Origin of the sequence: Rubrivivax rivuli (assembly GCF_004016505.1) — a bacterium.
Lineage (GTDB): Bacteria > Pseudomonadota > Gammaproteobacteria > Burkholderiales > Burkholderiaceae_C > Rubrivivax > Rubrivivax rivuli.
This window is the reverse complement of the sequence record NZ_SACR01000027.1, coordinates 1-255: the sequence shown is the minus strand read 5'-3', so window position 1 is coordinate 255 and position 255 is coordinate 1. Positions and strand designations below refer to the sequence as shown.

Here is a 255-nt window from a genome sequence, read left to right as displayed (position 1 = left end):
GTCGCATGGACACGCTGCAGTGCGCGGTGGTCCTGGGCAAGCTCGACCGCTTCGAGTGGGAACTGGCGCAGCGCCGGCGGCTGGGTGCGCGCTATGGCGAATTGCTGGCTGCAGTGCCGGGCGTGCGACTGCTGGCAGAGCGGGCCGACCGCGACTGCGTTTGGGCGCAGTACACCGTGTTCGTGCAGAACCGCGCGGCGGTGCAGGAGGCACTGAAGCAGCAGGGCATCCCGACGGCCGTTCATTACCCCAAGC

General features: G+C 69.0%; 1 protein-coding gene. It reads left to right on the top strand.

Translation table 11 applies throughout. From position 1 onward, the window contains the following. Positions 1–255, top strand: a 255-nt coding sequence (locus tag EOE66_RS21680) for a DegT/DnrJ/EryC1/StrS family aminotransferase (protein ID WP_205702801.1), incomplete at both ends; no start/stop codon positions are given.